Origin of the sequence: Streptococcus halitosis (assembly GCF_003143695.2) — a bacterium.
Classification (GTDB): Bacteria; Bacillota; Bacilli; order Lactobacillales; family Streptococcaceae; genus Streptococcus; species Streptococcus halitosis.
Map to the genome: position 1 here is coordinate 1 of NZ_QEMY02000005.1, position 25,822 is coordinate 25,822.

The 25,822-nt window shown below is 39.5% G+C and carries 30 protein-coding genes; 1 reads left to right on the forward strand and 29 read right to left on the reverse strand.

Going from position 1 to position 25,822, the window contains the following annotated elements; translation table 11 throughout:
• Positions 1-70 precede the first annotated feature (70 nt).
• The 5 genes from DB729_RS08620 to pbp2a all read right to left on the reverse strand — a co-directional run bounded on the left by DB729_RS08620 (position 71) and on the right by pbp2a (position 3,839).
• Positions 71-544 (reverse strand): transcriptional regulator, encoded by a 474-nt coding sequence (locus DB729_RS08620; protein WP_001049387.1) that lies wholly within the window; start codon positions 542-544, stop codon positions 71-73.
• Positions 545-664: 120 nt separating this feature from the next.
• Complete coding sequence (nusG, locus tag DB729_RS08625; RefSeq protein WP_000376732.1) at positions 665-1,201, reverse strand: transcription termination/antitermination protein NusG; 537 nt, start codon at positions 1,199-1,201, stop codon at positions 665-667.
• 51 nt (positions 1,202-1,252) lie between these two features.
• On the reverse strand, positions 1,253-1,429 hold the full coding sequence (gene secE / locus DB729_RS08630) for a preprotein translocase subunit SecE (protein WP_000505776.1): 177 nt from the start codon (positions 1,427-1,429) through the stop codon (positions 1,253-1,255).
• Between the two features lie 9 nt (positions 1,430-1,438).
• Positions 1,439-1,591 (reverse strand): 50S ribosomal protein L33, encoded by a 153-nt coding sequence (rpmG, locus tag DB729_RS08635; protein WP_001809375.1) that lies wholly within the window; start codon positions 1,589-1,591, stop codon positions 1,439-1,441.
• Between the two features lie 52 nt (positions 1,592-1,643).
• Positions 1,644-3,839: a penicillin-binding protein PBP2A gene (pbp2a, locus tag DB729_RS08640; protein ID WP_109289431.1), complete on the reverse strand. Its 2,196-nt coding sequence runs from the start codon at positions 3,837-3,839 to the stop codon at positions 1,644-1,646.
• 86 nt (positions 3,840-3,925) lie between these two features.
• Between pbp2a and DB729_RS08645 the strand changes: the two genes are divergently transcribed.
• Positions 3,926-4,801, forward strand: a complete 876-nt coding sequence (locus tag DB729_RS08645; protein WP_109289432.1) for an RluA family pseudouridine synthase — start codon at positions 3,926-3,928, stop codon at positions 4,799-4,801.
• Between the two features lie 72 nt (positions 4,802-4,873).
• On the opposite strand, the gene gap is transcribed toward DB729_RS08645, so the two are convergent.
• From gap to comGC, 24 genes are all read right to left on the reverse strand, one after another.
• Positions 4,874-5,884, reverse strand: coding sequence for a type I glyceraldehyde-3-phosphate dehydrogenase (gene gap / locus DB729_RS08650; protein ID WP_000260673.1), 1,011 nt, complete (start codon positions 5,882-5,884; stop codon positions 4,874-4,876).
• Between the two features lie 165 nt (positions 5,885-6,049).
• Positions 6,050-7,351 (reverse strand): ABC transporter permease, encoded by a 1,302-nt coding sequence (locus DB729_RS08655; RefSeq protein WP_162281873.1) that lies wholly within the window; start codon positions 7,349-7,351, stop codon positions 6,050-6,052.
• Positions 7,320-8,003 (reverse strand): ABC transporter ATP-binding protein, encoded by a 684-nt coding sequence (locus DB729_RS08660; RefSeq protein WP_109289433.1) that lies wholly within the window; start codon positions 8,001-8,003, stop codon positions 7,320-7,322. The genes DB729_RS08655 and DB729_RS08660 overlap by 32 nt, the downstream gene beginning before the upstream one ends.
• Entirely contained in the window at positions 7,984-9,192 is a 1,209-nt protein-coding gene (locus tag DB729_RS08665) for a hypothetical protein (RefSeq protein WP_033585163.1), read from the reverse strand. Before DB729_RS08665 ends, DB729_RS08660 begins: the two co-directional genes overlap by 20 nt.
• A gap of 11 nt (positions 9,193-9,203) precedes the next feature.
• The gene (locus tag DB729_RS08670) at positions 9,204-9,788 is read right to left on the reverse strand and encodes an ABC transporter ATP-binding protein (protein ID WP_142357862.1); all 585 of its coding nucleotides are present in this window, start codon (positions 9,786-9,788) and stop codon (positions 9,204-9,206) included.
• A 495-nt stretch (positions 9,789-10,283) separates the two neighbouring features.
• Positions 10,284-10,574: a hypothetical protein gene (locus DB729_RS08675; RefSeq protein WP_033585161.1), complete on the reverse strand. Its 291-nt coding sequence runs from the start codon at positions 10,572-10,574 to the stop codon at positions 10,284-10,286.
• A 153-nt stretch (positions 10,575-10,727) separates the two neighbouring features.
• Entirely contained in the window at positions 10,728-11,648 is a 921-nt protein-coding gene (locus tag DB729_RS08680; RefSeq protein WP_033585159.1) for a helix-turn-helix domain-containing protein, read from the reverse strand.
• 124 nt (positions 11,649-11,772) lie between these two features.
• Positions 11,773-14,424, reverse strand: a complete 2,652-nt coding sequence (gene adhE / locus DB729_RS08685) for a bifunctional acetaldehyde-CoA/alcohol dehydrogenase (protein WP_109289434.1) — start codon at positions 14,422-14,424, stop codon at positions 11,773-11,775.
• Positions 14,425-14,721: 297 nt separating this feature from the next.
• On the reverse strand, positions 14,722-15,132 hold the full coding sequence (locus DB729_RS08690) for an MORN repeat-containing protein (RefSeq protein WP_109289435.1): 411 nt from the start codon (positions 15,130-15,132) through the stop codon (positions 14,722-14,724).
• A complete protein-coding gene (locus DB729_RS08695) occupies positions 15,119-15,562 on the reverse strand; it encodes a low molecular weight protein-tyrosine-phosphatase (protein WP_109289436.1) in 444 nt (147 codons plus the stop codon). The genes DB729_RS08690 and DB729_RS08695 overlap by 14 nt, the downstream gene beginning before the upstream one ends.
• Positions 15,563-15,609: 47 nt before the next feature.
• Entirely contained in the window at positions 15,610-15,930 is a 321-nt protein-coding gene (gene yajC / locus DB729_RS08700) for a preprotein translocase subunit YajC (RefSeq protein WP_001069056.1), read from the reverse strand.
• Between the two features lie 117 nt (positions 15,931-16,047).
• Entirely contained in the window at positions 16,048-18,024 is a 1,977-nt protein-coding gene (gene tkt, locus DB729_RS08705) for a transketolase (RefSeq protein ID WP_109289437.1), read from the reverse strand.
• 117 nt (positions 18,025-18,141) lie between these two features.
• A complete protein-coding gene (locus DB729_RS08710; protein ID WP_057488753.1) occupies positions 18,142-18,765 on the reverse strand; it encodes a hypothetical protein in 624 nt (207 codons plus the stop codon).
• Between the two features lie 55 nt (positions 18,766-18,820).
• The gene (gene jag, locus DB729_RS08715; RefSeq protein WP_057488754.1) at positions 18,821-19,807 is read right to left on the reverse strand and encodes an RNA-binding cell elongation regulator Jag/EloR; all 987 of its coding nucleotides are present in this window, start codon (positions 19,805-19,807) and stop codon (positions 18,821-18,823) included.
• A 14-nt stretch (positions 19,808-19,821) separates the two neighbouring features.
• Positions 19,822-20,649 carry a membrane protein insertase YidC gene (locus tag DB729_RS08720; protein ID WP_162838150.1) on the reverse strand — a complete coding sequence of 276 codons (828 nt, stop codon included), beginning with the start codon at positions 20,647-20,649 and terminating at the stop codon, positions 19,822-19,824.
• On the reverse strand, positions 20,624-20,995 hold the full coding sequence (gene rnpA, locus DB729_RS08725; RefSeq protein WP_000748120.1) for a ribonuclease P protein component: 372 nt from the start codon (positions 20,993-20,995) through the stop codon (positions 20,624-20,626). Before rnpA ends, DB729_RS08720 begins: the two co-directional genes overlap by 26 nt.
• 149 nt (positions 20,996-21,144) lie before the next feature.
• On the reverse strand, positions 21,145-22,335 hold the full coding sequence (locus DB729_RS08730) for an acetate kinase (RefSeq protein ID WP_000167797.1): 1,191 nt from the start codon (positions 22,333-22,335) through the stop codon (positions 21,145-21,147).
• A gap of 51 nt (positions 22,336-22,386) precedes the next feature.
• Complete coding sequence (locus DB729_RS08735) at positions 22,387-23,340, reverse strand: class I SAM-dependent methyltransferase (protein ID WP_049519113.1); 954 nt, start codon at positions 23,338-23,340, stop codon at positions 22,387-22,389.
• Positions 23,341-23,398: 58 nt separating this feature from the next.
• Positions 23,399-23,989 carry a class I SAM-dependent methyltransferase gene (locus DB729_RS08740; RefSeq protein WP_109289438.1) on the reverse strand — a complete coding sequence of 197 codons (591 nt, stop codon included), beginning with the start codon at positions 23,987-23,989 and terminating at the stop codon, positions 23,399-23,401.
• A 32-nt stretch (positions 23,990-24,021) separates the two neighbouring features.
• Entirely contained in the window at positions 24,022-24,435 is a 414-nt protein-coding gene (comGG, locus tag DB729_RS08745) for a competence type IV pilus minor pilin ComGG (RefSeq protein WP_084938495.1), read from the reverse strand.
• Positions 24,413-24,874 carry a competence type IV pilus minor pilin ComGF gene (comGF, locus tag DB729_RS08750; protein WP_084938496.1) on the reverse strand — a complete coding sequence of 154 codons (462 nt, stop codon included), beginning with the start codon at positions 24,872-24,874 and terminating at the stop codon, positions 24,413-24,415. The genes comGG and comGF overlap by 23 nt, the downstream gene beginning before the upstream one ends.
• Entirely contained in the window at positions 24,837-25,139 is a 303-nt protein-coding gene (gene comGE / locus DB729_RS08755) for a competence type IV pilus minor pilin ComGE (RefSeq protein WP_162278900.1), read from the reverse strand. The genes comGF and comGE overlap by 38 nt, the downstream gene beginning before the upstream one ends.
• A complete protein-coding gene (comGD, locus tag DB729_RS08760) occupies positions 25,102-25,536 on the reverse strand; it encodes a competence type IV pilus minor pilin ComGD (protein ID WP_084938497.1) in 435 nt (144 codons plus the stop codon). Before comGD ends, comGE begins: the two co-directional genes overlap by 38 nt.
• The gene (gene comGC / locus DB729_RS08765) at positions 25,499-25,822 is read right to left on the reverse strand and encodes a competence type IV pilus major pilin ComGC (RefSeq protein ID WP_084938498.1); all 324 of its coding nucleotides are present in this window, start codon (positions 25,820-25,822) and stop codon (positions 25,499-25,501) included. Before comGC ends, comGD begins: the two co-directional genes overlap by 38 nt.

Genomic DNA, 25,822 nt, shown 5'->3' on the forward strand with positions numbered 1-25,822 from the left:
CGGACCTTGAGCTTTTCAACTCTTTCTATTATACCTACTTTTCCTACTTTGTCAAGATCTTTTTTCCTCTTTACCGAAATTCTGAAAATATAAGGGAAAGTTCTCTCAGGAGAGCTTTACGTCCTCTAAAGACTTCTCCTCCCATGAGACGGTCTATTAACTCTTGTTTTTCCATACTCTGCTTTGATTTGTAATTCTTTAGAAGTTCGTGAAAGAGATAATAATCGTCTAGCCTGAGTCCTTTTTCTCCTAGGCGATGACTAATCTCACTCACCTCTTCATAGGGTTCTTTGTCAAAACGTCGCTTGTGGCTTTCCTGTTTACGGATGTAATCTAGAATACGATTTCTAAATTTTGTTTTAAAGCAAACATATAGTTGATGGCGCTCGCCCTCTAGTAACTCTGGGTTGCGACTCACCAGCTCATACAGACATAACATGCCTTCCTGGTCCCAGTCCTCTTTCTCCCACAGATGCAAATGATAATCTTTGCGGCACTTATGGACGATGCCCTTCGTTTCTTCGTATAGTTCCTTCAGATTCATAGACCTCTCCTTTCTGCATTTAGTTTAGCAAAATGCACGAACCCATGGGTCTATTTCCTCTATTCTATACTTCTTCCTCTCTCAACGGCACATAAAAAGAGAGGCAAGGCCTCTCTGGGGTTATAATTCTGCAATTTGGTTTAGGTTTACTTCTGCAATAGTATCATTACCAAACATAGAGATAATCATCTTCACTTTATTGTTATCAATTTCGGTAATTTTACCTGTGTAGTCTGCAAAAGCGCCATCAATGATGCGGACTGTCTGGCCAACTTCAACATCAATATCGAACTCTTGAACAGTTTGTCCCATTGAAACCAAGATATCACGGATTTCTTGTTCCAATAGTGGAGTTGGTTTTGATCTGTTCCCGTGTGAGCCGACGAATCCTGTTACGTTCGGTGTGTTTCGAACGACGAACCATGCTTCATCTGTCATGACCATTTCTACAAGGACATAACCTGGAAAGCGATTCTCTTCAACTTCCTTTTTCTTTCCATTTTTCTCAACTTGCACGGTTTGTGTTGGAATCTCAACGCGTAGAATATTATCCAACATGTTATACGTTTGCGCACGTTGCAATAGATTTTCTTTTACCTTATTTTCATAGCCAGAATAAGTTTGTAGAACAAACCATCCTTTGTCAAAACTATCCATGATATTTCCTTTCATAATAGAAGAAATTAGCAGAAGCTCTCTGCCTTTCTTCTAAAAAATGTTAATAAATCGAATCAAACCTGAAACAATCAACTGGTCAAAAATGTAAATGATGACCACAAAGAAGGCTGTGTATTCCATAATAGAGCGAAAATCTCTCCAGCTTTCCTTGCGAGTTGGCCACGTTGTTTCTTTAAGAAGTTTAAAAATATCCTTAATAAAACCCATCGTTCTCTCCTATCTCGTTTCTCTATGTGTCGTATATTTCCCACAATGTTTACAAAATTTATTTACTTCTAGTCGTGTTGGCTTGGGGTTCCCACTAATTTTGATTGAATAATTTCTTGAACCACAAACTGCACAAGCTAGGCTTGCTTTTTTTAGTGCCATAACGCCTCCATCTTATCTATTATAACAAGAAACCTAGGCTTTGACAAGCCTCTTAACGAAATAGATTAAGGATTGAGTCCCATATTGTCTGGGCTTTTTCTTTTATTTTAGCTTCTGAAATCGCACGTCCTGCTTCATCTACAAGATTTTGTGCACGACTACGAATATCTCCTATCGGATCCTCAGACTGGTTTGTCTCATTTTCAACAACCTGCTTTTTCGTATTTTCTGGTTCAATACCATTTTGTTTATAAGCATTCTCAACTGTAAAGGTGCTACCTGGAGTGTATGGCAAAATGGTATTAGCCATACTTCTAAAGACATGGGCTGCTCCATTTGAGGTCGAACCTGCTAGATAATGGTTCTCATCCGTCGTCGGGAAGCCGAGCCAGTGGGTGATTACCACATCTGGAGTATAACCAATCACCCACTGGTCACTAGTATATACTGAATTAAAAGCAGCCTCAGTAGTACCTGTCTTTCCAGCCATAACATAATCTGTTGGCGATGAACTAATTCCTGTACCATTGGTAAATGTCCCTAGCATCATGCTGGTCATTTTATCGGCTACTGACTTATCAATCACTCGTTTTTGGGAATTTTTATAACTCTTGATGACCTGACCACTGGCATTTTCAATACGAGTGATAAAATGCGCTTCAGGCATCAGACCTTCATTAGCAAAGGTTGCATAGGCCTGTGCCATCTGGAGGGGATTCGTCTCTACACCTCCACCGAGAGCGACTCCAAGAACTCGATCAACATTTTCCATATTCAGGCCAAATCTCTCCCCAGCGTCAAAAGCTTTGTCAATACCTAATGCATTTACAGTCGCAACTGCCGGTAAATTGAGTGATTCCGCCAAAGCCTGATACATAGGTACTTCAGGAGAAGTCTTAATCCCTGCATAATTGTCTACTTGATAACTATCGTACTGCATCGTATGATTATCCAGTTGCTTGTTTAAGGCCCATCCTGCTTCTACCGCAGGCGTATAAACCACTAAAGGTTTGATAGTTGAGCCTGGGCTACGCTTAGACTGAGTGGCATAGTTGAAATTGCGGAAGCCTGGTTTGTCATCGCCAGCTACGCTACCAACAACGCTACGCACCCCACCTGTTTTAGGCTCTAAAGCAACACTACCTGATTCAGCATGTGTTCCGTCTTCTGCCTTTGGAAATAGTGAGGTATTTTCGTAAACAACCTGCATGTTGGCTTGGTAGTTTTGGTCAAGTTCTGTATAGATTCGATAGCCGTTGTTGACAATTTCCTCTTCTGTGAGATTGTACTTGGAAACTGCTTCGTTGACAACTGCATCAAAATAGGACGGGTAACGATAATCCGAAATCTTCCCTTCATACTTATCTTGCAGTTGAGAAGCCATATCTGCTCCAGCTGCTTCGGTCTCTTGATTTTTATCAATATAACCCGCTACAACCATATTTTGCAAAACAGTATCCCTACGGTTGGTTGAAGTCTCAACAGAATTTAATGGATTATACAATTCTGGCCCCTTGAGCATCCCTGCTAGAGTTGCCGCCTGATCAAGCGTTAGTTGTGAAGCCGATACACCGAAATATTTCTTACTTGCATCTTCAACACCCCACACCCCATTTCCGAAGTAGGCGTTATTGAGGTACATAGTAAGGATTTGCTCCTTACTGTATTTCTTGGTCAACTCTAAGGCAAGGAAAAACTCCTTGGCCTTCCGTTCAACGGTCTGGTCCTGAGAAAGATAGGCATTTTTTGCCAACTGTTGAGTGATGGTGGACCCCCCTCCAGAACGACCCGCTGTAAGGATGGCTAGAAAGAAACGACCGTAGTTAACCCCATCATTTTTATAAAAGGAACGGTCCTCTGTCGCGACGACAGCATTTTGCAAGTCTTTACTGATATCTGTCAGTTCAACATAGGTTCCCTTTTGACCTGATAGGGCTCCTGCCTCTTTTTCTTCGCGGTCAAAAATCAGAGTTCGCGTTTTCAAGGCATTTTGCAAGTCATTGACATTGGTAGACTTGGCTATCGCAAATAGGTAGGTTCCTACTAGCAAACCTGCACTTAACCCTAAAATGATGACGATCTTTGTCAGATGATAACGACGCCAAAATTTCCGAATTGGGCCAACTTGGGACAATTTTTTTCTATCGCTCCGAGAACGACGCATGCTAGTCGAATCAGATCCCGCCGATTCATTCGTTTCTTTTTTAAAGAGAGAAAGAAACTTCTCAAATAATTTATCTAATTTCATGCGTTTATTTTATCATCTTCACCATGGGAACTCAAGAATTTAGCTACTCCCTATCCAAATAGGGCTTTTTTTGTTACAATATCTGTATGCAATTCACATTTACATTACCCGAATCCCTGCCTCAAATGACGGTCAAACAATTTCTAGAGGAACAACTCCTCATCCCTAGAAAAATCCGTCATTTTTTGAGAACCAAGAAGAACATCTTAATTAACCACGAAGAAGTTCACTGGAACGAGATAGTCAAAGCAGGGGATATTTGCCAATTGACTTTTGACGAGGAAGATTATCCCCCAAAAGAAATCCTTTGGGGAAATCCAGACCTCGTTCAAGAAGTTTATCAAGACCAACATCTTATTGTCGTCAACAAACCTGAGGGTATGAAAACTCACGGTAACCAACCAAACGAAATCGCCCTTCTCAACCATGTCTCTGCCTACGTTGGGCAAACTTGCTATGTCGTTCATCGTCTAGATATGGAAACCAGTGGACTAGTGCTTTTTGCTAAAAATCCTTTTATCCTGCCCATCCTCAATCGCTTGTTGGAGAAAAAAGACATCGCTCGCGAGTACTGGGCACTCGTAGAAGGACGAGTAGAGAGTAAAGAAATTGTCTTTCAAGATAAAATTGGCCGTGATCGACATGATCGCAGAAAACGAGTAGTAGATCCCAAAAATGGGCAATATGCTGAAACGCATATCAGTCGATTAAAGCAATTCCCAAACAAAACAGCTCTTGTTCGTTGCAAGCTAAAGACCGGTCGAACGCATCAGATTCGTGTTCACCTCTCTCATCACAAGCATCCTATCTTGGGCGACCCTCTCTATAATAGTAAATCAAAAGCAAGCCGGCTTATGCTTCACGCCTTTCGCCTTTCTTTTACCCATCCACTCACCTTAGAAAAATTGAGTTTCACTGTTCTATCGGATACTTTTGAAAAAGAATTAAAAAAGAATGGATGACATTATCATCTATTCTTTTATCTATACAAAAAAGCAAGGCCAGAAAGCCTTGCTTTTTTATCGACTCAAGAATTATTTAGCGATTTTTGCAAAGTATTCAAGAGTACGAACAAGTTGTGAAGTGTAAGACATTTCGTTGTCATACCATGAAACAACTTTAACCAATTGTTTACCGTCAACGTCAAGAACTTTAGTTTGAGTTGCGTCAAACAATGAACCGAATGACATACCTACGATATCAGAAGATACGATTGGATCTTCAGTGTAACCATATGATTCGTTAGAAGCTGCTTTCATAGCTGCGTTTACTTCATCAACAGTAACGTTCTTATCAAGAACTGCTACCAATTCAGTTACAGAACCTGTTGGAACAGGAACACGTTGAGCAGCTCCGTCCAATTTACCGTTCAATTCAGGGATAACCAAACCGATTGCTTTAGCAGCACCAGTTGAGTTAGGAACGATGTTAGCTGCAGCAGCACGAGCACGGCGAAGGTCACCTTTACGGTGTGGTCCATCAAGAACCATTTGGTCACCAGTGTAACCGTGGATAGTAGTCATCAAACCTTCAACGATACCGAAGTTGTCATGAAGAGCTTTAGCCATTGGAGCCAAACAGTTTGTAGTACATGAAGCACCTGAGATAACTGTTTCAGTACCATCAAGAATATCATGGTTAGTGTTAAATACAACTGTTTTAACATCTGATCCACCAGGAGCAGTGATAACAACTTTCTTAGCACCACCAGCGTGCAAGTGTTTTTCAGCAGCTGCTTTAGTAGCAAAGAAACCAGTTGCTTCAAGAACGATTTCTACACCGTCGTTAGCCCAGTCGATTTGTTCTGGATCACGTTCAGCAGAAACTTTAACGAATTTACCGTTAACTTCAAATCCGCCTTCTTTAACTTCTACAGTACCGTCGAAACGACCTTGAGTTGTATCGTATTTCAACAAGTGTGCAAGCATCACTGGATCTGTAAGGTCGTTGATGCGAGTAACTTCAACACCTTCTACGTTTTGGATACGGCGGAAAGCAAGACGACCGATACGTCCGAAACCGTTAATACCAACTTTAACTACCATTAGTGATTTCCTCCTTATGAAAATCCTGAAAATTTTATTGTGAAAAGAGTAACTTGAATCACTACAAATCACCTTTCAACACACCTATTATATAACTATTTGAGTTTAATTGCAAGTACGGGCGTTGATTTTCTCTGTCAGTTTCTTTTTGATAAACTTCTTTCCCTACTCATAGCGTAAGGATTCCACTGGATCCATTTTACTAATCTTACGTGCTGGGAAGTAGGCTGAAATATAGCCAAGAAACAAAGCAAAAATAAGAGTTCCTGAAACGGAGAGAAGATTTAATTCAAAAACTTTAGAGATAGACGGATAGAAATGGTGGACAATAATATTCGCTAGGCTTCCTAGTCCTTGTGCAATGATAAAGGCTATTAGCAAGGCGATCCCTACAATCCAAAGAGCTTCGTAGATAAAGATTCCTTTCACATCTCTATTTTGATAGCCAACCGCCTTCATGACACCAATTTCCTTAGAACGTTGCATGATATTGATGTAAATAATGATCCCTATCATAACTGCTGCCACCACAATCGCTTGTGAAGAAAGCACAATCAGTAATCCCTGAATGACACGAATAAAGGTAATCACAATATCAAGAACGGCCTGTTGAGAAAGAACTGTATACTTCTTATTTTTCTGCAATTCTTCTATTACTGTTTTCGTACGAGAAGGATCTTTAAGTTCCAGAATAAAATAGGATACAGCCTTTGTAAATTCAGCTTCTTTTAAAATAGTTTCCATCTGGTTGGAAGCCATGAAACTATTGCTATCCTCTGCATCATCTTCGTCATTGATGACACGCACAATATGAGTTTGAAAACCTGCCAACTTGCTACCTTCAGCAGCATTTTCTACAATGGTTGCTGAAACTGGCTTGCCAATAACATCACTAGCTGTCAGATTTTCCCCTGTTTGTTCATTCCAATTTTTGAGCAAACTCATCGGAATCGTCAATCCCTGCTCGTTAACATCCGTATAAAGAGTGCCTGCTAACACTTTTTCTTTTTCATTGCTACTAACAGAAATACTTGTATCTTCATACAAACTCACGACTTGAGCATAAGAAGGCATAGATTGGCTAAATTCTACTTCGTGTCCGTCTATGCTAATCTTTGACATGGTCATGCCAAAAGGACTTTCTAGATATTTAATATTTTCTTTCCCAATCGTATCCACGATATAGTTCTTATCATCTTGGTTCAAAAAACCTCTGCCAGCAACACTAGAATTCAGCGCAATCTGAACTTGGGAAGGGAGCTTCCCCCCGTTGGTATTCTCATCAATCATCGAAATCAAGGCATTTCCTAGCCCAAACGAAACCAATACACCTACAAAACCAATCGAGGTCGCTACTGCAATCAGCAAGTTACGCCACTTTCTTTCCAAAAAGTTACTTAAAGAAAGTTTGAATTTGTTTTTAAAGGACAATCCTTTATTTTTTGACTTCTTCAACGACTTCACCATCCTTCATTTTGATAATCACATCTGCATATTCAGTAACCTCTGGGTTATGAGTAACAATCAGTACTGTTTTCCCAGCTTGGGCCAAATTTTTGAACACTTCTAAAACCATCTCTTGAGATTGAGAATCGAGCGATCCAGTTGGTTCATCAGCTACAATCATATCTGGTTGGTTTACCAGAGCACGCGCAATGGCTACACGTTGTTTTTGTCCACCAGAGAGCTGTTTAATATTCTTAGCCATAAAAGGCTCCATCCCTAAATTATGAAGTTGTTCTTGGGCTATTCTTGTCATTTCTTTATCCGATAAATCTTTGACATAGAGAGGCAACTTAACATTATCCAAAACAGATTGATGGGGGATGAGATTGAAGTTTTGAAAGACAAACCCAATGTTGTCTTTGCGAAATTGCGTCAATTCAACCTCTGACAATTCCTTGAGAGACTCTCCTTTAAAGTCTAAAATTCCCTCGTACTCCCTATCTAAACCGCTGATAATATTTAATAGACTGGTTTTGCCACATCCTGACGGGCCATAAATCGCAGTGATTTTCCCTTCAGCAATTTGCAGGTTAATATTCCTTAGAGCCTGCTCTTTATTATTCCCATCCAAGGCGTAAAATTTTGAAATATTTTTAATGGATAAAATGGACATTACAATCTCCTTTAATCACTTGTGATATCGTGTACCGATACAAACTAAAATAAACAATACCAATATAAATTATATTTAACAGTATTAAACTCCATAAACCAAATAATTTAATCTGATTGAATAATAAGCAAACTATGATTGGTATGAGGCGCATAATATATAACTTAATCCTCATATTCACAGGAATCGAAAAAGCTTCTAGCTCTTTCGCATCTCGAAAACGATATTCTCTAAATAGCAATACCTCTAACATTTGTATGCTTTGACATAAAAAATATGCTAGAGAAATTCCGAAAAGAAATAAGAAGATATCTATCAAACCATACCCCAAATAATTTAGAAAGAAATATAAAGAAGTAGCAGGAAATAAAATACTAATAACATTTAAAGACCAAATTCTTTTTTTTATAAATTTATTTAGATCGATTCCTACAGCCTTCAGATAAGGAAAATCTTTGTTTAAGGTAAGAAAATAGAAATTTATTCCTTTATTGCTAAAAAATATTGTCCCTGAGAATAAAGCTGTATTCAATATCATCACTTTATTTGAGGTATCAATTCCTAAAAAATCTGGTAAAACCAACCACATAAACATAAAAATAAATGTTGAAAAGATAGGTACGGTAATAGCTTTAAACACTGTTAAGCTATCAACGACAGACAGTAAATATGACACGTTGAATAATTGTTTAGATCTTGACCTCACATATCTAATCTTTGGTATATAAAATATGCTATTAAGTAAAAAAATAAGTAAACATGAAAATAGTCCTAAAAAAATATTATAGAAAAAAATAACTACTAAGATGGGCAAAACTAGAATTAAATTCTTAAAAAATACTATATTCCAAAATTCTCTCCCTGTTATATTGAAAAATATCCTCATTGTACTTTCTGTTTTAGTTTTTAAAACATAAATATTTTCATAAAGTATTCCTAATAACAGAATTGCAGGAACCAATATTGTTGCTAATTCAAAGTATGATAGGATTCCCCAAATTTGATTTTCTTTTAATATATTATAAATTTCTGATTTAGCAATCAAAAAAATAAAAACCAAAGCAATAGAAGATAAGAAATATTTGTAAGTCAATTGAATTAGCGATAATTCCTTGACATTATTCGAATCGTTCCAGTATCCTTGTCGTGATAGGAACAACAGAGTAATAGAATAATAAAACTTTTCCATACAATTTCCCTCTACAAAGAAATAATCTGATCAACTGTCGGTAAAATTTCCTGTCTCTCGTGGCTTACAATAATGAAGTGTTTACCTAAATTTATCTTTTGCTCAATCAAATGAATCAGATTTTCAACCGAAACTTGATCTAATCCCGATAAAGGCTCGTCCATAACATACAAATCAGAATCCAATAAAAATGCTGCTATAAGCATTACTTTTTTCTTTTCTCCTAATGACAATGATTGAATTGTTTGCGTCATCAATTTCTCATTCAAATAAAATTGTTCTCGTAATTCTCTTAACCGTTCTTCAAACAAATTTGTTTCAATAAAAAATTGTTTCTGTAAAAATTCGAATAATAAATTAGGAGATAAACCGATGAAATAGTTGTCCGAAGAATCTGGAACATAACTGACCTTTTCGTCAGAAATCAATGAGCCAGAATATGGTTGAACAATTCCTAGTAATACTTTTAATAATGTTGACTTCCCTGCACCATTTTTCCCAGTAATCAGTGTGAGACCTGAATTCGAAGTATCAAAAGAAATATGATCAAACAGTATGCGACTATTTACCCTATATGAAATATTTTCTACTTTCATTTTTTCTCCTTTTATATTATAATTAAAATAGTTGATAGTTATGTCTATAATCTTTTTGAGAATGCCCATTTTCAAACCGAGACATAACTATCAATTATTTTTTTATTCAATTATAATCATTCTAGTAATTTCTAATAGAAATTATTTATTTATTTATCTGTTATTAACTAAACCATTGTTTAATCCAGCCCCAAATTGCTGTTAAAATCCAGTCAATAATAATCCATTTGATAATTTTTTTTACCCAACGCCACATAATAATTCCTCCTATTTACTAAACCACTGTGCAACCCAAGCCCAAATAGCTGTCCACATTAAATTAATTAAAATCCATTTTACAATTTTCCATACCCAACGCCACATAACAATTCCTCCTATTTACTAAACCACTGTTTAACCCAGCCCCAGAGAGCTTCCCATAGTAAATTAATTAAAATCCATCTTACAATTCTCCATACCCAACGCCACATATATTTTTCTCCTTTTCTTTGATTCTTATTTTAATCTTCTAAAAAAATTAAAATTCCTAAATGTCCTGTTATTCTCTAACGTCATATCAAGTCCTACACTTACTTCTTGAACGAGAATAAGTGCATTTTTTTTAATACCTACTAAAGGATAAATTTTTAACTTTTTGGGTTTTATTGTAATCAAATCCAGTAAGTAGCCATTAACTCTTATTTCTACTTGAATAAGATTTGATAGTGTTTGTCGAATGAGCAGTACATCTCCTACTTCTGACATGCCAGTCAATAAAACATTGTTTATTCGTTCAAATTCTAGCATATCATTCCTCTAAACTCAAGTCCACCACCCACCCGTGATAAATAGAAAAATCAGTATTTTAATCATAGTAAATTCCTTTCTCTTTATTATGAATCCATTTTAACAAAAAAGCGACATTCCTCCAATGACAGAAATGTCACTCCTATAAACTCTTTAACGATATCTTTCTAGATCCTCCGTCCATTCATTGTCTAAACTAACGATTAACTTCTCATTTCCAAACATTCTCGCCATCATTTTTGCTTCTTCATACTTTTGTTTGGCTGTTTCATAATCCATCTGAATATAATATTTCCACTCCACCATCAAGACAATTGGTTGTTTTTGAAAATCTCGTGTTTTCTGTCCTATTTTATTTAAGGTCTCAACTGCTCTCTTAAAATAATGAAACAGCCCCATAATTTCTATACAAGCTAAAGAAGCTAACAAGGAATCTCTAAGCAAGTCCAAACAATCGAACTCTATCTTATCAACCTGAGAACTTAATTTGTCATGAAAACAAAGAATGGTTTCATGCTCAGACTTTTTTATCTCACCCTCGTTTAAACCATCCATTAACTGACAGTTGAAATACAGTCTCAATTTCAACAATTCCTCAGCCCTGTATACATCTCTGGATAGTAAGTCTTGAAGACTGTCCTCAATCACACTACTTCCGTATAAGGAATTACTAGTCGCCCTCACCTCATCTATAGCTTGAAGACAATCCACTATCACTTTCTCATCACGTGGCAAATCATCATAAAAACATTCAAAAATCTCATCAAAATATTTTTCCTTTCGTTCCTGCAACTCTTTGTCTCCATAGTCAGGATGATGAAGAAGAAAGTATTTTAATTCTTGGTAACGTTTGGGCAATTCCTTGTAGTCTGGCATCAAGACATACGATGGAATACCTAGCCTATCCGCAATATATTCCAGTGTTTTTATCGTAGGACGAAACTCTCCCTTTTCAATGCGCACCAACTGACGAACGGACAACTCTGACTCATCCCCACAAAAAACTGGACGACTAAGACCCTTCTCCTCTCTAAGGAGTCTTACCTTTTCCCCTAAATCATTCACTTCTCTCATTTACCTCTCGAATCTTTTCAAAAACTTTGATATTCAAATAACTATATGCGCTTATTATAACATTTTTCAAGAAAATGTACAAAAAAAGAGACAGGATAACTCCTGCCTCTAGGCTGATAAACAATTATTTGCGACGTCCTGGTCGTTCTGCATAACCATAGTAAGCATCTGCCATGATTTCTTCCATGTCAGCTACCATTGGCAAGCGTGGGTTTGCAGGTGAACATTGGTCTTCGTAAGCAAGTAAGGCAATTTCATGCAAGCTGTCTTTCCAAGCTTTTTCATCAATTCCAAAGCCTTTGAAGTTCATTGTGATTCCAACTGCTTCACCAAGATCGTAAACTGCTTTGGCATAAGCTTCAACCGCTTCTTCTGGTGTTGAGCAAGGAAGACCTAGCATACGAGCGATATCTTGGAATTTTTCATCAGCTTTCCAGTAATTGTACTTAGGCCATGTTGTAGTTTTAGATGGACGAGTTCCATTATAACGGATAACATAAGGAAGTAAAATAGCATTTGTACGTCCGTGAATGGTGTGGTGAACAGCACCAATCTTATGCGCCATTGAGTGACTCATTCCAAGGAAGGCATTTGCAAAGGCCATACCAGCCATTGTAGAGGCATTATGCATCTTTTCACGGGCTTCTGGGTCAGCTGTTTTTACAGATTTTTCCAAGTATTTGAAGACTAACTTGATGGTTTGAAGAGCAATACCATCTGTATAGTCATTGGCAAAGTTAGAAGTATAAGCTTCAGTTGCGTGTGTCAAGACATCCATACCTGTGTCAGCAGCAATAAATGCTGGAACAGATTCTACCAAAGCAGGGTCAACAATTGCAATGGTTGGTGTCAAAGCGTAGTCAGTGATTGGGTATTTCCGGTTGTTTGCCTTGTCAGAGATAACTGCAAACGGTGTTACTTCTGAACCTGTACCAGATGTTGTTGGAATACCGATATATTGTGCTTTCTTACCAAGTGATGGGAATTTGAAGGCACGTTTGCGGATATCCATGAATTTTTGAACGAGGTCACCGAAGTCAACGTCTGGCTGTTCATAGAACATCCACATACCTTTAGCTGCATCCATTGGTGAACCACCACCAAGGGCAATGATAGTGTCTGGTTCAAACGAACGCATTACTTCAACACCACGACGAACTGTTGTGATATCTGGATCTGGTTCAACATCTGAGAAGACTTGAATCGTGACTTTGTTTTTACGAAGATTCAATTGGTCAATCACACGTTGTACAAAACCGAGTTTTTCAATTGATTTATCGGTAACAATCATGACACGTTCGATACCTTCGCAAGTTTGAAGGTATTGGATAGAATTGCGTTCGAAGTAGATTTTTGAAGGAACTTTAAACCATTGCATATTATTTCTACGTTTTCCTACTTTCTTGATGTTAAGAAGGTTGATAGCGGATACGTTATCACCAACTGAGTTGTGTCCATATGAACCACATCCAAGTGTTAATGATGGAATGAAGGCGTTGTATACATCACCGATACCACCAAAGGTAGATGGAGAGTTCCAGATAATACGCATTGCCTTTATTTCCGTACCGAAACGTTTTGCAAGAGCTTCGTCTTTTGTATGGATAGCAGCTGAGTGTCCTAGACCATTAAATTCAACCATTTGACGAGCTTTTTTAAGTCCATCTTCAGTATCTTCAGCTTTCAAAACTGCAATAACAGGTGATAATTTTTCACGAGTCAATGGTTCTTTAATTCCAACTTCTGCACATTCAGCAGCCAAGATATTTGTACCTTCTGGTACTTTGAATCCTGCTTGCTCAGCAATCCATGTAGCTGGTTTACCAACAATATTTGGGTTCAATTTTGCACCAGCGCAGTTCTTGCTGTTAGCTTTTGCACCAAAACAGAATTCTTCCAAAAGCGCTTTTTCTTTCTTGTTTACAAAGTAAGTGTGATATGATTTGAATTCTTCTACAAATTCGTCATACACTTCTTTATCAATGATAACCGCTTGTTCTGATGCACAGACCATCCCATTATCAAATGATTTAGACATAACGATGTCATGAGCAGCTTGACGAAGGTCAGCAGATTTTTCTACATAGGCAGGAACGTTTCCGGCACCTACCCCAAGAGCTGGTTTTCCACATGAGTATGCAGCTTTAACCATGGCATTCCCACCAGTTGCGAGGATAGTCGCAACACCTTCGTGGTTCATAAGCGCTCCAGTTGCTTCCATAGATGGCTCTGTAATCCATTGCACACAGTTTTCAGGTGCACCGGCTGCGATGGCTGCATCACGAACGATTTGTGCAGCATGAGCAGAAGATTCTTGAGCTGATGGGTGGAAGGCGAAAACGATTGGGTTACGTGTCTTCAAGGCAATCAATGATTTGAAAATCGCTGTTGAAGTTGGGTTTGTTGTTGGAGTGATACCACAAATAACTCCGACTGGCTCCGCAATCTTCGTCAAACCTGTAATTGGATCATCTTCGATAACTCCAGCTGTTTTAACTCCACGCATATTGTTCACTACGTGTTCACAGGCAAATAGATTTTTTGTCGCCTTATCTTCAAATACGCCACGACCAGTTTCTTCAACTGCATGTTGTGCAAGGATACCGTGCGCGTCAAGTGCTGCAACAGACGCTTTTGCTACGATGTAGTCAACCTGCTCTTGGTTCAACTTGCGCATTTCATCAAGCGCAACCAAGGCTTTTTTCACGAGACCGTCGACATGCTTTTCAGCAGCAAGTTGTTTTTCCTCTGGTGTTATTGTTTTTTTATCAGCCATATTATCCTCCATAGCCTTTAAGGATGTTATCCTTTGTTAATTTTTTCACAAGTTTATTATAACTCTTTTTTTATGCTTTGTAAACAGTTTCATAAGTATTTCACAAAGAATTTTTCTAAGTTTGTGATTTTTTCTCAATATAGCTATGCAATAGAGTTTTGCTTGGATGATTGTGAAATTATGGAGAAAATTTTTTTATTTCACAAAGTTTTTCTAGTTGATAGATAGTTATCGAGTCCAAACAAAGAAAGCGCTTTCTTGATGGTTTTAAAAAATAGCCTCCTCATCTGGAGACTACTATTTTTGTTGGAAAACGCCTTGTTTAAAGGTCCCTTCATAAACAACTTCTTGCTCTGTTGTCAACTTTCCTTGGCCTTCAGCCTGGCCATTTACAAAATCACCTTCGTATTTCCAGCCATCTTTTGATTGGAAAGTCCCTTTTCCATTAAAGGCTCCATTATTGAAATCACCTGTATATTGGTCCCCATTTTCAAAGGTCAAGGTCCCCTGACCATTCATTTTCCCTCGTACCAAGGTGCCATCATAAACAAGGGTACCGCCATCAAGTGTCAGGGCACCCTTTTTAGGTGTATTTAGTAGAAATACTGAAAGGGAACAGAGTGCAATTACGACTACTGCAATGAACTCTAGCCTAGGGCGAGTTAGGTAAACTCTATACTTTTCATAGATTTGTTTAAGCTTTTCCATTGTCACTCTCATTTTCTAATCGATCTAGCCAGCTTCGACATCCACTTGTGATGCGAGCATAGGTTTCCTCAAAATCTCCTGTATACCAAGGATCTGGAACACTTTCAGATGCAAAAGGGTAGATCTTATGTTGCAATTCCTGAGGACACATTTGACGCAGATCTGAAACGTTTGAAGCATCCATACCGATAATGTAATCAAACGATTCAAAATCTTCTCTACAAATCTGGAGTGATGTTTTGTCTTTGTCATAAGGAATCTGATACTGCCGGAAAATCCCCTGCGTTCCCTTATGAATCGGATTACCATGTTCCCATGATGACGTTGCACGGCTCTCGACTTGGTAATCGCTCGTCATGGATTTCATCACAAACTCTGCCATGGGGCTACGGCAGATGTTTCCTAAGCACACAAATACTATTTTTCTCATCCCTTTTCCTCTTACTTCATAGAAAAACGGGAGTGACAGGTCCCGTTTTATTCTTCGATTGCTCCGCTTTCATCAACAACTGTTCCTTCTGGTGTCACAGCTTCTTTGAGTGGCAACACTGTCTTGATAGCAGCCAATTCAAAAGTCAAATAAACGCCATCTACATCAAGTACGATTGTTCTCTTCTCAGTATCTACTTCATCCACTGTTCCGTAAAGGCCGCCAATTGTAATAACTTCATAGCCTTTTTGAAGTTTATTTAAGCTTTCCATACGCTTTTGAGCTTGTTTCTTTTGAGAACGTTGCATAAAGAACATCAAGGCCATCATACCTACAAGCATGATTAAAAAAGTAATATTTGGATTCATTGTTTTCTCCTTTGTATTTTACATAGGACTACTATATCAAATTTCAGCTACTTTTACAAGATTGTGCCTTGTTTTTATGGTTATAAAAAATCAGAGTTTTCACTCTGATTTTTGTGATTATTTCAAGTTTTGAACGACTTTGACTAGATTTTCAACTGTAAATCCGTACTCTGCCAATACTTTTGGTGCTGGAGCAGATGCTCCGAAGGTATCAATACCGAGAACTGCACCATCTAGACCAACATATTTGTACCAGTTTTGAGTTGCACCCATTTCGACTGCAACACGACGGCGAACTGCATTTGGAAGGATTTCTTCCTTGTATGCTGCATCTTGTTTATCAAAGACATCTGTAGATGGCATGCTGACTACACGGACTTTTTCGCCTTGACTAGCTAATTCTTTGGCAGCTGCGACAGCTAGATTGACCTCTGAACCTGTCGCAATCAAGATTGTATCAAAGTCTGCTGCATTTTCATAGACAACATAGGCACCTTTCGCAACCTTGTCGAAGTCTGTTCCTTCTTCGACAGTCAAGTTTTGGCGTGTCAAGACAAGGGCAGTTGGTGTTTTCTCGCTTGTCACTGCAAGGTACCAAGCCGCTTGAGTTTCACGCGCATCTGCTGGGCGGAAAACATTCAGATTTGGCATAGCACGGAGACCTGCTAGGTGTTCAACTGGTTCGTGAGTTGGACCATCTTCACCAACTGCGATTGAATCGTGAGTAAAGACATAAGTCACAGGAAGTCCTTGCAAGGCTGACAAGCGAACAGCTGCTTTCACATAGTCAGAAAAGACGAAGAAAGTACCACCGTATACACGAAGTCCACCATGAAGGGCCATCCCGTTCAAGATTGTTCCCATTGCAAATTCACGAACACCAAACTGAATGTTACGGTTCAAGCGATTAGCATCGTCTTGAAGGCCATCCGTTTTGATGTAAGTCATGTTTGAGTGAGCGAGGTCAGCTGATCCACCTAGGAAAGTTGGCAACTTGGCAGCGACAACGTTCAAAGCATCTTGACTTGAATTACGAGTTGCTTGAGAGAAGCCATTTTCTAAGGCTGGGAAGTCTGCTGGAGTCACCTCAACTGGATCACGGCCGTCGATAATAGCTTCTACTTCTGCAGCCAGTTCTGGATGAGCCTCTTTATAATCAGCAACTAATTTAGTCCAAGCTTGATAAGCTGATGCGCCACGGTCTGCAACATTTTCCTTGAAATCAGCATAAACTTCAGCTGGGATTTCAAATGGTTCATAGTCCCAACCGAGGGCTTGACGAGTTGCTGCAGTTTCGTCTGCACCAAGAGGAGCACCGTGTACAGCATTGGTTCCTTGTTTGTTTGGAGAGCCATATCCAATCACAGTCTTCACTTCAATCAAAGATGGTTTGCCTGAAGCTTTGGCTGTTTCGATAGCAACATGGATTGCTTCCAAGTCTGTTCCATCTTCAACCAAGGCTGTATGCCAACCGTAGGCATTGTAACGGTCACGAACACTTTCTGTAAAGGAATCCTTTGTTTCACCATCCAAGTTGATGTCGTTTGAATCATAAAGGACAACCAACTTGTCTAGTTTTTGCAAACCTGCGTATGAAGCCGCCTCACTTGAGACACCTTCCATCAAATCTCCATCTCCACAGATAACGTAAGTATAGTGATCAAAGATATTGTAGCCTTCGCGATTGTATTTTGCTGCTAGGAAACGTTCTGCTTGGGCAAAACCAGTAGCAGTAGAAATCCCTTGTCCTAGAGGACCAGTTGTAGCGTCAACTCCTGCAGTATGCCCAAATTCTGGGTGACCAGGTGTTTTGGAACCCCATTGGCGGAAGCTCTTGATTTCATCCATGCTGACATCTTCAAAACCAGAAAGGTGAAGAAGGGCATAGAGAAGCATAGATCCGTGTCCTGCTGAAAGAATAAAGCGGTCGCGGTTAATCCAGTTTGGTTGGGCTGGATTGATACGAAGTTGTTTTGTAAAGAGGCTATAAGCCATTGGAGCAGCCCCCATAACCACCCCTGGGTGACCTGAGTTTGCTTTGTTGATGGCGTCAATACCTAGAAAACGAATTGCATTAACAGATAGATTTGACATAGAATTTCCTTTCTCTTTGAGGTGATTAATGAATCACACATCCTATTTTACTATTATATGAAAAAATGTATAGAATAGCAATAAAACAATTTGCGTTCATCTAACACATTTGATTTTCTATTTCCTCGTCACTTCATAGTACGGAAGCAAGCGAGTATAAACGTCTTCTAGCTTCTCCAATATCCCTTCTACTGACTGATTTTCAATAAGGGAAACATCTGACTTGACCAAAACTTTACGGACTTCCTGACTTCTCACCTTCTCGCATAAAGTACGACGGTTCTCCTCAGTAGCCTCCATCTTATGACTTTCCCCATTTGAGTAGACTAGATAATAAATTCCTTCTACCACTGGAATTTCTAAAACCTTGGCTTGCTTGCCTAAGGTCTGTTCGTCTTTCTTACGCTCGATGAAACTGACCTCTAAAGAAATCCCATAATCAGCAGGTGTTCCATACAAACGAAGAGCCATCATAGGTTCTGTCACTTGTCCGTCTCTCTGTAGATAGGCCCAGAAATGCGGCCGCAAGCGTTGTGCTTGGTTCATCCACTGACTAGTCTGTTGCAGTTGCCATTCTGGATGACTTGCTTGAAAGGTTTTGACCAATTCTGTGAAAGCCTTTCGGGCCTCTTGACCTTTTCTTCGCAAGGTCAACATCTTTTCTCTTTCATCACCAGCTTTATCAGGATTACAGTACTGGACCCCTGCAAATGATAGGTATTCTCTAACTGCTTTCAGCATATCTGAATCTTTCCTTTCCTAGCAAAAAATCAGGATGACCCTGATTTTACTTTGCTTATTCTGCATCTACGACAACATAGCGATTTGGCTCATCACCCTCAGAGTAACTCGTCACGCCATCCATGCGTGAAATAATGCGATGGATAATCTTGCGTTCGCTATTTGACATTGGATCTGTTTGTTGGCTACGCCCTTCTTCTAAAACGCGAGTCGCCAATTTTTGAGCGTAGGTTTGCAAGACTTCTGCACGGTGTTCAACGTAATCATTGACATTGATTGTGATGTAGAAGGTTCTTGAATAGCGATTATAAAGGTAATTTTGCGCTAACAGTTGAAGAGCCTTCAAGACTTTTCCATGATAGCCGATAATACGGCCTGGTTCGTTGGTGTCAATTTGAAGATTGATGGTACGACGATTGTAGTCGCTTGAAATCGTACCTTCAACATCCATATCATCCACAATGGTTTGAACGTAGCTCGCTACTTCTGTTGCCACTTGTTCGATATCATAACTTGGCTCTACTTTTAAGCCCAAATCTTCCAACGATTGGCTCGCTACTTCTTGCGTTTCAGCTTCTTGTTCTGGGGCAGACTTAACTTCCTCAGCAACATCTTCTGCTTGCAGTTCATTTAAAATTGAAATATGACCTGTTTCTTCCAAAATCGTGCTGGCATGTTTTTCATTTTTCAAGATTTCAGCCTTGACCTCTTCAGAAACACCTTGACCTTCTTCTTCAATCTTCTTGATGGCTTCCACTACATGCCCCAAATCAACTGTTGCTTCGCTGACGCTCTTTACTGGTTCATTCTTTTCATTGACTTCTTTTGGAACCCCTTTAATAGCCTGCTGATTGGCTTTGATCACTGTCGTTTCACTAATCGCTTCGATATCAACTTGAGCTGGCTTCTTACCAAACAAGCCTAAGAACCCTTTTTTCTCTTTCGAAACAACCTTGATGTGGGCCTTCATTCTTGGAATGTCTAATTCTTTCAATCCTTTTTGGATTGCCTCTTCAACCGTTGAACCTGTAAATAGTACCATTACAAGATTCCTCCTTATTTTTTCTTTTTCTGTGCTTTTTTCAAGGCTTTTCTCTTCTTACCTTCTAAATCTTTTTCTGCTTGCGCCACTGCTTCTCTTTCAGCAATAATCTTGAAAGGATTGTTCAAGAAATAGGTTTGCAAAACTTGGTAAGCATTGGATACAGCCCAGTACAAGGCAACTCCACTAGGTGCAGAGATGGCAAAGATAAAGATCAGTACCGGCATACCATACATCATCCCTGTCGTAGCTCCACTTTTTTCGGATAAAGCTTTATTCGATAACCAGCTACTCAAGAAGGTAAAGACTGCCGCCAAAATCGGAAGGACAAAACTTGTATCTACTCCTCCCAAATTAATCCATAAAAAGTGACCTGTTTTCAAAAAGTCTACTCGACTCAAGGCTTGAAAGAGCGCCAAGAGAACCGGCATTTGTATTAAAATCGGCCAGAGAGAGGAGGAATGTTTGATTCCTAACTCTTTATAAACCTTACGCATCTCCTGGTCTAGCTTGGTTCTACTTTCCATATCACGACCCGGGTATTGCTCTCGCAAAGCCTTGATGCGTGGCTGAGCCTCTTGCATTTTTCTAGAGGCAACCATCTGTGTCTGAAAGACTGGTAATAGAATCGTCCGGATCAAGATCGTAAAGAGGATAATCCCCACTCCGATACTAATGTCAAAGGACAAAAAGCGGATAATTTCAGCAAAAAAATAGACGAATTTACTCCAAAAATCTGTCGAGTCTGCTGTTATATCGCTAGCTGTACTATTTGTTGCACAGGCCGTCATGATAACCAAGGACAAGCCCAACAAACTAGTCAACTGTAGTTTCTTTTTCACTCCCATTTCCTTCCTGGTAAATCTTTGATAACTTTAATACGTGGAGTAGATTTTTCTCCATCTCTGCATATTCCAAGGTTTCCACCCCTTTTCGGGCAATCACGACAAAATCAACATGCTCTACTAAACTCCCTTTTACACTTTGTAGAATGTGTCGGATTCGTCTCTTAATTTGATTTCTGGTAACTGCATTCCCCAGCTTTTTGCTGACGGACAGTCCTACTCGAAAATGGTTTTGCTGGTTTTCCAATTGGTAGACAACAAATTTTCGATTGGCAAAACTTGTTCCGTCCTTGAAAATCGCCTTAAAATCTTTCTCTCTTTTTACACGAAAGCTTTTCTTCAAAACTCAACTCCATCTATTAAATTACTACTATTATACCATATTTTTTGAAAAAGCCAATAACAGCAAGGTTTTAGACATTTTCTGCATAAAAAAAGCTGGAAAATCTCTTCCCCAACTTCTTTCTACAATCAAATTTTATGTGCATTTACTTATTTTTTCAAGCGTTCAACATCGCGTGCAATCACCAATTCTTCATCTGTTGGAATAACCAAGACACGAATTTTCGCTGCGTCCGTTGAGATATCTCCCGTTACACCAAAGACGTTCTTTTCTGGATCCACATCACAACCAAACCAAGAGATACCTGAGATGACATCTTCACGTACGTTTGCAGCATTTTCACCGATACCTGCTGTGAAGATAATCGCATCTGCTCCATTTAGGACTGCAAGATATTGGCCGATATGTTTTTGGATACGATCGACATACATTTCATAAGCCAAAGTTGCATCATGGTCTCCTGCTTCCATGGCAGCAATCACATCACGCATATCGCTTGACTGACCAGAAACTCCCATGAGCCCTGATTCACGATTGAGAACGCGACTAATATCTTCTGGGGTATTGAAATCCTCTGTATATTGCATGAGATAAGGGATGATAGCAGGGTCAATATCCCCTGTACGAGTTCCCATCATCACACCGCCGAGTGGTGTGAATCCCATAGAAGTATCCACAGACTTCCCACCCTTAACAGCTGTGATAGAAGCCCCGTTACCAATATGGCAGGTAATCAATTTCAAATCTTCTAGAGGACGACCCAAAAGTTTCGCTGCTTCTCCTGCGACAAACTGGTGGCTTGTACCATGAGCACCGTATTTACGAACCTTGTTTTCCGTGTAGTATTTAGTTGGTAGAGGATAGCGATAAGCCTTCTCTGGCATGGTTGTGTGGAATGAGGTATCAAATACGACAACACTGGTAATATCTGGAAGCAATTCCTTAAATGCGCGGATTCCAGCTGCGTTAGCTGGATTGTGAAGAGGAGCCAAGAGTCCCAACTCCTCAACTTTTTCTATCACATCTCCCTCAACAACTGTTGATTCCTTGAAATATTCACCACCTGCAACGACGCGGTGTCCGACACCTGTAATCTCATCGTACCCTTTGATGATGTCAAAACGAATCAAATCATCCAATAAAATTTTAACGGCTTGTGTGTGATCTTCAATATCAAGAATTTGTTGCTCCGAACGACCGTTAAATTTTACTGTTGAAATTGAGTCTTTCAATCCAATACGTTCAATCAAGCCTTTAGCCAAAACTTTTTCCTCAGGCATTTGATAAAGTTGCCATTTCAAGCTTGAGCTTCCTGCATTGATTGCAATTGTTTTTGTCATAAGATGATACCTCTTTTTTAAGCGTTTTCATCTATTATAACAAAATCTCTTTTATATTTCAGTACCTTTGCTCCAATTTTGAAAATTTTCTTTAAAGGTCAACAAAACTGACGGATCTTGCAAGCTAGTAAGAGGGTAAACAAAGGGTTCTATTTCTTTATCTCTTTTCTTCTGTAAGACAAAAATACTTTTAGCTTGGCTTGCAGTTGAGAAAATATCCTCTGGCAGAGCGATGATGGCAGCCAGACTCACTTCGTCTTTGAGCCACCCTTTTAATAAGTCACTTTGAGGACTGGTCAATAAATCACTCGGAGCTAGAAAAATAGCATAGCCATCTGACTTAAGGTACTTGAGCCCTTGCTCCATCAGCAAATGATGGGCATAGGTATGCTCTTGACTAGAAGCCACTTGATAGCGCGAAGCGATGGCATCGTCTGGGTAATAGCCAACAGGCAAGTCGCTAATGACCACGTCGCTTTCCTTAAGCATTTGCGGACGAACCGCGTCGCCTTGAACAAAACCAGCCTGTAAACCAATCACATCTGCCATACTGGCTGCCAAATCAATCAGCAAGTCATCCACTTCGATTCCCAAGTAATCTACTTTTTTAGAGAGAGAAGTCAAGAAAGTAGCCCCCAAAATGCCCATACCAGAACCTATTTCGAGGATGCTAATTTCCTCTTGTTCAAACAATTCTTCCACAACAAGTACCAAGAGGAGGGCAATGGCATCTGGAGTAAACTGGTGATTGGCCTGTAAAGGCTCCGTTTGTCCTGCCTTCATCAAGAGAAACTGGTAGGTCTTGAGCCACTCTTCCTTGCGAAGCGCTAAGCGTTTAAGGGCTTGATTGTTCTCTTTGACCTGCTCTAGTTCGGTCTCGCCATCTAGGTAGATACTATTTTGCTCTACCAAGGCATCATAAAAGTTGGTCGCCAAATCACTTTGGATGACTTGGACATTCTCTAGTAAATACGTATAAGCTTGTTCTATTTTTTCAAAATCCATATTCCTATCTTATCAAATTTCCCTCCTTTTTTCCATCTGAAGAGAAAAAATCACTGCTTTAGTCAGCGAGTGATTTTTGGGCTACAGTTAAAAAGAGCTCTGCGTAATTTTCTAGGAAAAGACCTTCAGCACTGTACAGAATCTGACTGTCAATGCTCGAAAAACTAAACTGGTCGAGTTTGGTTTCCAGTTCAGCTAAATCAAAACCATGGTGGTTGGTATCTGTCTTGACAAAATCAGCAATGAGAACCTGTCCATTCTCCCTAAGGTGATGGTGAAACATGGCAAGAGTCGCATCTAGATCAGGCATATGATGAAGAACCCGACTGACAACAATTATGTCAAATTGCTGCTCCAAGGGATTTGCCAGTAAATCCTGCTCCAAAAACTGGATATTCTTGATGTCTTGCTGCTCCGCTTTCAAACGAGCTTGCTCCAGCATTTTCTCAGAAATGTCTACAAGAGTGACAGACTTAGCCTGCTTGGCTAGGGGCAAGGCTAACAGACCCGTCCCACCACCAAAGTCCAGTATTTCCTTGTCTGATAGAAGAGCAATCTGTTTTTCAATTGCTTGACAAACCAAGTTTGCAAGAAAGATATTTTTGGGCGAATCAAAGGTTTCTGCTTTGTGATTAAAATCGTATTTCATGCTTTTAGTGTAACACAAAGTAGTTGAATTGCCTAGGAATCGGCTTTCTTTTCAAGCTTTTCTTCTGATTTTTTCTTCCCTGCTTGATTGCTTGAATCAGTCGCTACCTCTTCCTTTTTAACTGTTTTCTTTTCTTGGGTTTTCATCGGAGGAAAGAGAAATTCATAGTTACCCTTATTCATATGAACACTTGTTGCAAAACCTGTTTTCGTATTTTGATACGTGACTTTTCCTAAGTTAAAGACTCGTTCCCCACTTTCTTGTTCAGCCTTATCTTTACTTCGCTTGGCCATGGCAAAAGCTGCCAACTTTTCTTTGTTTAGGGCAAAGTCTTTGTGATGGGCTACTTGCCGATTTAAATAAAACTGCAACAAAAGGCTAAAAATGGCTGCCATGGTGACTGCATATAAAAGAACGCCTGCCTTAACTTTTTGTTTTTTCCACACGATAGATGAACTCTCTTTCTAAGCCCTTTTGAAATTGAAAACGAAAGCGAACCAATTGATTTTCCTCTGTAATTTGAGCTGATTTGAGTCCATAAACCATGGGTTGGTAGCCTCGTCCACTGGTATCCGCTTTTCGAAAATCATCTGATTTAGACTTCCCTATAGAGATATCCTTACCATCCTGTTTCATGTAGAGGCGATTGCCTTCCACCTTTTCAAACCGCGAACGCTCTAACTCAGCCTCTAGCTGGTCCACAAACAAGAGCCACTCCTTTTGCTCGCTTTGCTGCTGGTAACGAACTTCTGAAATGAGGAGCTGACTCATAGCTTGAAAAAGGAGCAAACCTCCGCTAATGACGATAAGGGCAATCAGAGATTCTAAAAGAGTAAAAGCTCTTACCTTACTCCTCTTTAAGATCGAGCAATTTCTCTGAACCATGGTAGACCTCCAATCCCTTTTCACTAGAAAACACCTGAATCTCCACTCCGTTTATGTTTACCTGATTTTGACCTGTTTGCAGAGCCATCTTGGCCACACGTAAGACTTCCTCCTTTTGCAAGATTTCTGCCTCTAACCGTCGATTTTGTTGGATTTGTCCCAAAAGAAGGGTCGCAATGCTGGCAAAGATAGCTAGAGCGACCAACGCTTCCAGTAAAATCACTGCCTTAATTTTTTGTTTCCTTAATGCGTTTAATTTTCCCATTTCCTAGATATAATTGATAGCGAATCGCTCCTTTGCTGGTCTGAAATTCAACCTTAGCCAGGGACGAATTGCCCCCAGCTCGGTCAAAATGAATCGTTTGTCCAGATGGTGCCTGAATCCCTTTGGGAACAGTCAACTTCTGACTACCATTGTTGATTGTCTGCCCATCTAAGTTCAAGCTGGTCTTTTGCTGACTGGCTAGACTGCGTTTTTGAGTTTCACGGTATAGTTCTTCAAATTCCATGAAAAATATTTGCTCTTCCACTGCTGCAAAACTAGACTGGACTGAGCCAGATAAAGCCAAAGCAATGATACTCACAAGTCCCAAAACTAAGAGACTTTCCAGCATAGTAAAGGCCTTAATCTGCAACAGTTTGACTTGTTTTTTGTTTTGCATGGTAGTCTTTATAAGCCTTGACTTGCTCTGCTGTGATACGTCCGTCCGCCTGTAATTTACTTAAGCTAGCATCTTCATTTTTGTCCAGACTATAGAGTTCTGCCTGACTTTCCACCACCTTGACAACTGCAGCTTTTCCTTTGTCATCAACAGCATCCTTTTGCTTGGTCAAATTGGGCACAAAGAGCAAGAGGAGTACGCTGATGATAAGCAAGACGACTAACATTTCTACCAAAGTGAAAGCTTTAACCTTGGCTTTTTTTAAATTTGTCATGAGTTTTTTCAT

What these genes read in the sequence shown, in the direction of transcription:
- DB729_RS08620 (WP_001049387.1), bottom strand. Translation starts at nt 544, where the DNA reads ATGAATCTGAAGGAACTATACGAAGAAACGAAGGGCATCGTCCATAAG.
- DB729_RS08735 (WP_049519113.1), bottom strand. Translation starts at nt 23,340, where the DNA reads ATGGATTTTGAAAAAATAGAACAAGCTTATACGTATTTACTAGAGAAT.
- comGF (WP_084938496.1), bottom strand. Translation starts at nt 24,874, where the DNA reads ATGGTTCAGAGAAATTGCTCGATCTTAAAGAGGAGTAAGGTAAGAGCT.
- nusG (WP_000376732.1), bottom strand. Translation starts at nt 1,201, where the DNA reads ATGGATAGTTTTGACAAAGGATGGTTTGTTCTACAAACTTATTCTGGC.
- pbp2a (WP_109289431.1), bottom strand. Translation starts at nt 3,839, where the DNA reads ATGAAATTAGATAAATTATTTGAGAAGTTTCTTTCTCTCTTTAAAAAA.
- DB729_RS08670 (WP_142357862.1), bottom strand. Translation starts at nt 9,788, where the DNA reads ATGAAAGTAGAAAATATTTCATATAGGGTAAATAGTCGCATACTGTTT.
- DB729_RS08675 (WP_033585161.1), bottom strand. Translation starts at nt 10,574, where the DNA reads ATGCTAGAATTTGAACGAATAAACAATGTTTTATTGACTGGCATGTCA.
- adhE (WP_109289434.1), bottom strand. Translation starts at nt 14,424, where the DNA reads ATGGCTGATAAAAAAACAATAACACCAGAGGAAAAACAACTTGCTGCT.
- DB729_RS08665 (WP_033585163.1), bottom strand. Translation starts at nt 9,192, where the DNA reads ATGGAAAAGTTTTATTATTCTATTACTCTGTTGTTCCTATCACGACAA.
- DB729_RS08645 (WP_109289432.1), top strand. Translation starts at nt 3,926, where the DNA reads ATGCAATTCACATTTACATTACCCGAATCCCTGCCTCAAATGACGGTC.
- DB729_RS08695 (WP_109289436.1), bottom strand. Translation starts at nt 15,562, where the DNA reads ATGAGAAAAATAGTATTTGTGTGCTTAGGAAACATCTGCCGTAGCCCC.
- DB729_RS08660 (WP_109289433.1), bottom strand. Translation starts at nt 8,003, where the DNA reads ATGTCCATTTTATCCATTAAAAATATTTCAAAATTTTACGCCTTGGAT.
- rpmG (WP_001809375.1), bottom strand. Translation starts at nt 1,591, where the DNA reads ATGGCACTAAAAAAAGCAAGCCTAGCTTGTGCAGTTTGTGGTTCAAGA.
- tkt (WP_109289437.1), bottom strand. Translation starts at nt 18,024, where the DNA reads ATGTCAAATCTATCTGTTAATGCAATTCGTTTTCTAGGTATTGACGCC.
- DB729_RS08730 (WP_000167797.1), bottom strand. Translation starts at nt 22,335, where the DNA reads ATGACAAAAACAATTGCAATCAATGCAGGAAGCTCAAGCTTGAAATGG.
- yajC (WP_001069056.1), bottom strand. Translation starts at nt 15,930, where the DNA reads ATGAATCCAAATATTACTTTTTTAATCATGCTTGTAGGTATGATGGCC.
- comGD (WP_084938497.1), bottom strand. Translation starts at nt 25,536, where the DNA reads ATGCAAAACAAAAAACAAGTCAAACTGTTGCAGATTAAGGCCTTTACT.
- comGC (WP_084938498.1), bottom strand. Translation starts at nt 25,822, where the DNA reads ATGAAAAAACTCATGACAAATTTAAAAAAAGCCAAGGTTAAAGCTTTC.
- jag (WP_057488754.1), bottom strand. Translation starts at nt 19,807, where the DNA reads ATGGTACTATTTACAGGTTCAACGGTTGAAGAGGCAATCCAAAAAGGA.
- DB729_RS08710 (WP_057488753.1), bottom strand. Translation starts at nt 18,765, where the DNA reads ATGCTGAAAGCAGTTAGAGAATACCTATCATTTGCAGGGGTCCAGTAC.
- secE (WP_000505776.1), bottom strand. Translation starts at nt 1,429, where the DNA reads ATGGGTTTTATTAAGGATATTTTTAAACTTCTTAAAGAAACAACGTGG.
- DB729_RS08740 (WP_109289438.1), bottom strand. Translation starts at nt 23,989, where the DNA reads ATGAAATACGATTTTAATCACAAAGCAGAAACCTTTGATTCGCCCAAA.
- gap (WP_000260673.1), bottom strand. Translation starts at nt 5,884, where the DNA reads ATGGTAGTTAAAGTTGGTATTAACGGTTTCGGACGTATCGGTCGTCTT.
- DB729_RS08690 (WP_109289435.1), bottom strand. Translation starts at nt 15,132, where the DNA reads ATGGAAAAGCTTAAACAAATCTATGAAAAGTATAGAGTTTACCTAACT.
- DB729_RS08680 (WP_033585159.1), bottom strand. Translation starts at nt 11,648, where the DNA reads ATGAGAGAAGTGAATGATTTAGGGGAAAAGGTAAGACTCCTTAGAGAG.
- DB729_RS08655 (WP_162281873.1), bottom strand. Translation starts at nt 7,351, where the DNA reads ATGGTGAAGTCGTTGAAGAAGTCAAAAAATAAAGGATTGTCCTTTAAA.
- comGE (WP_162278900.1), bottom strand. Translation starts at nt 25,139, where the DNA reads ATGGGAAAATTAAACGCATTAAGGAAACAAAAAATTAAGGCAGTGATT.